This is a genomic window from Thermoflexibacter ruber, assembly GCF_900113045.1.
GTDB lineage: Bacteria > Bacteroidota > Bacteroidia > Cytophagales > Thermoflexibacteraceae > Thermoflexibacter > Thermoflexibacter ruber.
In genome coordinates this window covers 1-5,298 of the sequence record NZ_FONY01000041.1, presented here as the reverse complement: position 1 = coordinate 5,298, position 5,298 = coordinate 1, and the positions used below count along the sequence as shown (strand labels likewise).

Annotated in this window: 7 protein-coding genes; all 7 read right to left on the bottom strand. The window is 35.5% G+C overall.

Annotation, left to right across the window (positions count from 1 at the left end):
- Nucleotides 1-164: 164 nt before the first annotated feature.
- Nucleotides 165-698, bottom strand: a complete 534-nt coding sequence (locus BM141_RS18310) for a hypothetical protein (protein ID WP_143090985.1) — start codon at nt 696-698, stop codon at nt 165-167.
- A gap of 47 nt (nt 699-745) precedes the next feature.
- The gene (locus BM141_RS18305) at nt 746-1,294 is read right to left on the bottom strand and encodes a hypothetical protein (RefSeq protein ID WP_091548922.1); all 549 of its coding nucleotides are present in this window, start codon (nt 1,292-1,294) and stop codon (nt 746-748) included.
- A 67-nt stretch (nt 1,295-1,361) separates the two neighbouring features.
- On the bottom strand, nt 1,362-2,198 hold the full coding sequence (locus tag BM141_RS18300) for a hypothetical protein (protein WP_143090984.1): 837 nt from the start codon (nt 2,196-2,198) through the stop codon (nt 1,362-1,364).
- Complete coding sequence (locus BM141_RS18295; protein WP_091548920.1) at nt 2,168-2,500, bottom strand: hypothetical protein; 333 nt, start codon at nt 2,498-2,500, stop codon at nt 2,168-2,170. The genes BM141_RS18300 and BM141_RS18295 overlap by 31 nt, the downstream gene beginning before the upstream one ends.
- 404 nt (nt 2,501-2,904) lie before the next feature.
- Nucleotides 2,905-3,441: a T9SS type A sorting domain-containing protein gene (locus BM141_RS18290; protein ID WP_091548919.1), complete on the bottom strand. Its 537-nt coding sequence runs from the start codon at nt 3,439-3,441 to the stop codon at nt 2,905-2,907.
- A 27-nt stretch (nt 3,442-3,468) separates the two neighbouring features.
- Entirely contained in the window at nt 3,469-4,578 is a 1,110-nt protein-coding gene (locus BM141_RS18285) for a trypsin-like peptidase domain-containing protein (RefSeq protein ID WP_091548918.1), read from the bottom strand.
- A 51-nt stretch (nt 4,579-4,629) separates the two neighbouring features.
- Nucleotides 4,630-5,031 carry a hypothetical protein gene (locus tag BM141_RS18280; protein ID WP_091548917.1) on the bottom strand — a complete coding sequence of 134 codons (402 nt, stop codon included), beginning with the start codon at nt 5,029-5,031 and terminating at the stop codon, nt 4,630-4,632.
- Nucleotides 5,032-5,298: the final 267 nt, after the last annotated feature.

The following is a 5,298-nucleotide window of genomic DNA, read 5'->3' as shown; positions in this document are numbered from 1 at the left end:
CAAAATTTTGATTTTCAAATATTTGTATTTTCTCTAAACGCTCAAATCAAAAAAAGTATTCAATATGAACGGAATGTTACGAACCACTGCAAAATGCTTGCAGTGAGGAGGGTATAAAGTAAGCGAGAGTTTCCCTTTGAGGGAAGCATGAGCTTAGTTAAGAATTAAAGTTTGATTCCAAAGCGCAGGAAGGGAATAATTGAAAAATAAGGTTGAGAGGTAATTCTTGCGCCTATCAAATATTTTTTACCAATACATCTTTCATAGTCTATGATGATGTTGAGATTTCTTCTCCTTTCTTCATACAATGCGTACCATTCTTCTGGTACTTGAACAAAAGGAGGCTCAGTTTTGTAAACAACTCTTGTGTTATTGCTACGAATAAAAGCCAAACCCAAACCTATTTTGAAATTATTTTTCTTTTGATTACCAAATGGAGAAATAAAACCATTGATAGCCCCCTCTATTACATCTAAAGATTTCATGTAATTATCTCCATTACCTACTGCAAAGCCAATAGAAATGGAGCTACTAAAAAAGCGATTCCATTTTTTAGTAAGTTCATTTTCAAGTTTATAAGCAGGAATATTTATTAAGCCAAACCCTAAACCTATTTTAAGGTCAAGTGTAGAGGGTTTTTCTTGAGCATAAGCAATAGTAGATAAAAATAGAAGGCATAGATAGATTATATTTTTCATTTCTTTAAGAATGGTTTTGGTCAAATTATTCGAGAACATACCTCTTATTAATTGTCAGGAAATGTAAGTTTAAAATATCCATTACGTACATGAACAGTATCTATTACTGATTTACCCAGAGAGGTAGCATCAAATGAGAATCTGCCCTCTATGGTCAAAGTTTTTTCATCTGAATCTATGATTTCTATGACATTTGACGAAGCCACAGGCTGATAAATGATTCCATTAGCCACTACAACTCCATCATTGAGTGCGTATGATAGTTTCCCCCTGATACGGAAAATGGAGCAGTCTGTTACTGCACCATAATAGCAACCCCAACCAGAAAATCCAAGTTTCATGTCTTCACTTCCCTTGCTCCAAACAGTAAAAGAACCTGTTAAAGAAGCGCGATTGTTATATGCTTTTCTGTAAAATTGAGGATTAAAATAGGGGCCTAATTCTATGTAATTACTTTTCCATTCCGATTTCCAAGACTTTCCTTCTATAGTAGCTGTAATTATACCTTTTACTTCATAAGGAGGCTCTACTTTATTCTTTTGGCATGATATAAGTAAAAAGAATAGAAACATTCTAAATAATAATTTGATTTTCATAGTTTTAAATATTTAAGAGAACAAAATCCGATGAGATTGCAAAATGCTCTCACTGGCTTTTAGTTATTTATTGAAAAAATGCAAGTTCTCTATATAAACCTCTACTTTTATTACTTGAATGAGGGAAGTAGGTATTGTAATGAGGATAAACTCTCATTTCATAATCTCCAGAATAATTGACTATATTCCAAGTAGGTGTATATATAATAGCCCCACTTGCTCTACCAAGCCCTCTAACCCAACGAGAATTACTATATCTATAGTCATTGACTGTAGAAGGAGGAGCAACTACTACGCCCATTGTAGTTGGAGGTACAGCATTAATATTGAGATTTCTAATCCACTGGTCTCTGTATTCGCCTGCACTAACTAAATTCCACTGTTGCCAAAAATTTCTTCTCCAATATCCTAAATCTATATAAGTTTCCAAATAAGAATCCCAACCTACTGCTATGCCTGGGTCAACTAAGTAGGGTGCTAAATCTATTCTATTGATTAATCCAAAAGTAATTCGGTAAGTAATATCTGTGGAGTATTCCCAAATCATTTCACGAAATTGATTTCCATTAAGTACAGCACTGCCCTCATTTCTACCATTCGGAGGTGCTTTTTCAGTAGTTCCTGTTGGTTTTGGGAATTTTACTTTTACAATTCCTTTTTGCTTTTCTTCTTCTTCTTGCAGTATATTTTTTTTCAACTTTTCTAATGCCACTTCTTCTTTCTCAAGCATGAAATACTTATAGTCATCTTTAAAAATAGAAATAATATTGCCAATTTGCACCTCACCGTCAGGATTAATAGCAGCTTCGTAACCTATTGGGAACTTGTAATCTTTGAAACGGGCTACTTTTGTGGTATCTTCGTTGAAGTTTCTCAAAGAGAAAAAGCCAACCCCTCTTCCCACTTTTCAATCTCTTGAAGATTTAGTGTATTCAAATACTGCCAAGTCTTCACAAAATGCTCCCAATCTCTGAAGATTAAGCGACCATTTTTTAGTTTAACTCTGGATAGTTCCTCAAAGGGCTCTTGACCTTTCTCTACACGAGCATTGCTTCCTCGCAAATTGTCTTTATCATCAGGGCTAAGGTTTTCTAATTTATTACACGCAGAAAACACTGTCACACAAAAAACAAGGACAAAAATTTGCGAACTCTTTAGAAAATTTCCTTTAAAATTTGGAAATTTCCCTTTTTGATTAACTTTCATAAAACATTGTTTGAAAAAATAACTTGTTACTTAAAAAGACGTATGAGTAAAAAATATCGTTGCAACGAAGGGAAAAGAGAGGCAAAAAAATAGTTTCTTTTGCTTGGCTGAATTGTACTTTGCAAAGGTAGCCAATATCCATATTCCCTCCAAAAAAAGCCACTGCAAATCTCTTGCAGTGAGTATTATGATTTTATGAATTGGAGAGGGATGTTCTTTTTTGCAAAATTTTGATTTTCAAATATTTGTATTTTCTCTAAACGCTCAAATCAAAAAAAGTATTCAATATGAACGGAATGTTACGACCCACTGCAAAATGCTTGCAGTGAGGAGGATATAAAGTAAGCTCATGCTTCCCTCTGAGGGAAGCATGAGCTAAGAAAGAAACTTTGGCTTAAAAAGGTCTAATGACTTGTGCTGCTGCTTATTCCTATCAAAATCTGTTTTTTATCTACCTGCTCTTTGCTGACAATGTGCAAATAATAAGTACCTTTGGGCAGTTTCTTTACATCAAAAGTAATCTTTTTCTGGGCTTTAAACTCCATGTCTTTGGCTTTCTGTTTCATGTCTGCCTCAGCCACTTTTTCGCCTACCGAGTTGAACAAGGCTATTTCTTCGGGGAGTTCCTCTGTATGCTCAAATTCTATATGTAACACATCATCGGTAGGATTAGGATAGACTTTATAGCCATTCCCTGCGGAAAATCCACTATAGCAGTGATTTACATTGACACCGAAGCCCACAGGATACAAAGCCCAACCGCAACTATTGGCAACTTTCACTGTCAGGTTGGCGTACCCTGTGCTATAAGGAGTAAGTCCTACAGTTGTGCCATACAGCGAGCTATAAGACCAACCGCTTGGGAAAGTCCACTCTGCATTTGTTGCCCCGTTTCCGTGAGCATAGGTAAGTTGCAGGTAATTAGGCTGTCCGTAGCACATGGTTAAGTTTCCGCCGCTTGTAGAACTCTATTGGGTATTATTACTCGTATTGCGAATAGTAACACCTTGATTGCTTACAGGGAGATTTACTTGGATAGTTTTGGTGCTGGTAATACCTCCAACTGTAGCAGTAATAGTCCCTATCCCTGCACTGGAGGAGCTTGCAGGAGTAACAGTTACACTACTGCGATTTTGGCTTAGGATAGTTAGATTGCCAGAAACAGTCCAAGTAGCATTCATAGTAGCGATTAGATTAGGTAGCGTATAAGTAGTAGAACTCCCCGCACATAACTGTTCCACTCCACTGATAAGAGAGGGAATGAGATGAGACATACTTTGCAGGTTCTGATTAGGGGAAAGCCATGCTCTTAATTGTGTATCTGCTGTTCCACCACCCAACCATGCTGCAGACAAGCGTCCATAATAGTCAGGCAATACCTGTCCAATCGTACTACACCCATTTATGCCAAAAGAGAGGATGCCTGTAATCTGGTGAGTAGCATTGAAACCTGCCGCTCCAGAGGAGCCTCCCTTAGTAGCCCCAGAGTGATAGTTTACTTGGTAATGATTTCCTGTAAAAGCGGTAGTATTGTTAGAAAATGAAATTTTTTGTCTTTGACTATTTTCATGGTGTATAACTGTTGTATTAGCAGGTAGTGAAGCACTTACATTCCAGCCCATATAGTTTATATCAAAAGGAGGTTGTTGGTTTAATTCTATCAAAGCAATATCAGAAGCCTGATGCGCCATCCTAAAAACTGCACCTGTTGTTTGCCATTGATTATCTAATTGAGACCCATCACAATTAGAACTTCTAAATCTAAAACTAAAAATATAATTTGCAGTATTATTTCTCTCTGCTTGCGATAGACCGCTTTGCCCGTCAGTATCTATACAATGGCAAGCAGTAATGATGTAGGGTCTTCCATTGCGAGCTTCGTTATTTACTAAAGTCCCTGTACAGGTTTTTGAATTCCCTCCAGATGGATTAGGTATTGTCAAGAATATCACAGCATTAGATTCATTTCTCCAATCATTCATGTAACAAGCTACATCATTCATACATTGAGCAAATGATGAAAAACTGAATACAATAAACAACACACTCAAAAGAAAGATCTTTTGATAAGTTTTCATAAAAAATAAGGTTTTAAAATTAAAAATAATGGAAATTAGATGAATAGAAAATTAGTTACAATTTTCAGTTCTCAACAGCCTTATGATAGAATATTTATCAGTTGTTTGTCCAATAAGACATATTGATAATAAAGTAGCATCATGAGCTGCATATTGAAACTTATATTTTTTACCGATAACATATTCTTCATCAAAAACAGGCAGATTAGTTCCTACAATAAATACATTTTGATACACTTTGCCATCGTACAGCAAATCTTTTGACGCATTAGTATGTGGATTTTCAAGGCTTATAAACCATTGCTTTGCTACAGAACCACTCGTGCAGTCCTCTTGTCCTATTAAAATACCACAAGATTCATGAATATCTATAATTGGAGGCTTCTTGTTATTGCAGGACAAGGTAAAAAAACAAAACAAAGCAAGGTATGAAAAAGATTTTATCGCTTTCATGGGTTTATGCAGTTTAAAGTAAAACTAATAATGACTATTGAAAAAAAGACGTATGAGTAAAAAATATCGTTGCAACGAAGGGAAAAGGCAGGCAAAAAAAATAGTTTCTTTTGCTTGGCTGATTTGTACTTTGCAAAGGTAGCCAATATCCAGATTCTCTCCAAAAAAAGCTACTGCAAATACCTTGCAGTGAGTGTTATGATTTTATGAATTGGTGAGAGATTTACTTTTTTGCAAAATTTTGATTTTCAAATATTTGTATTTTCT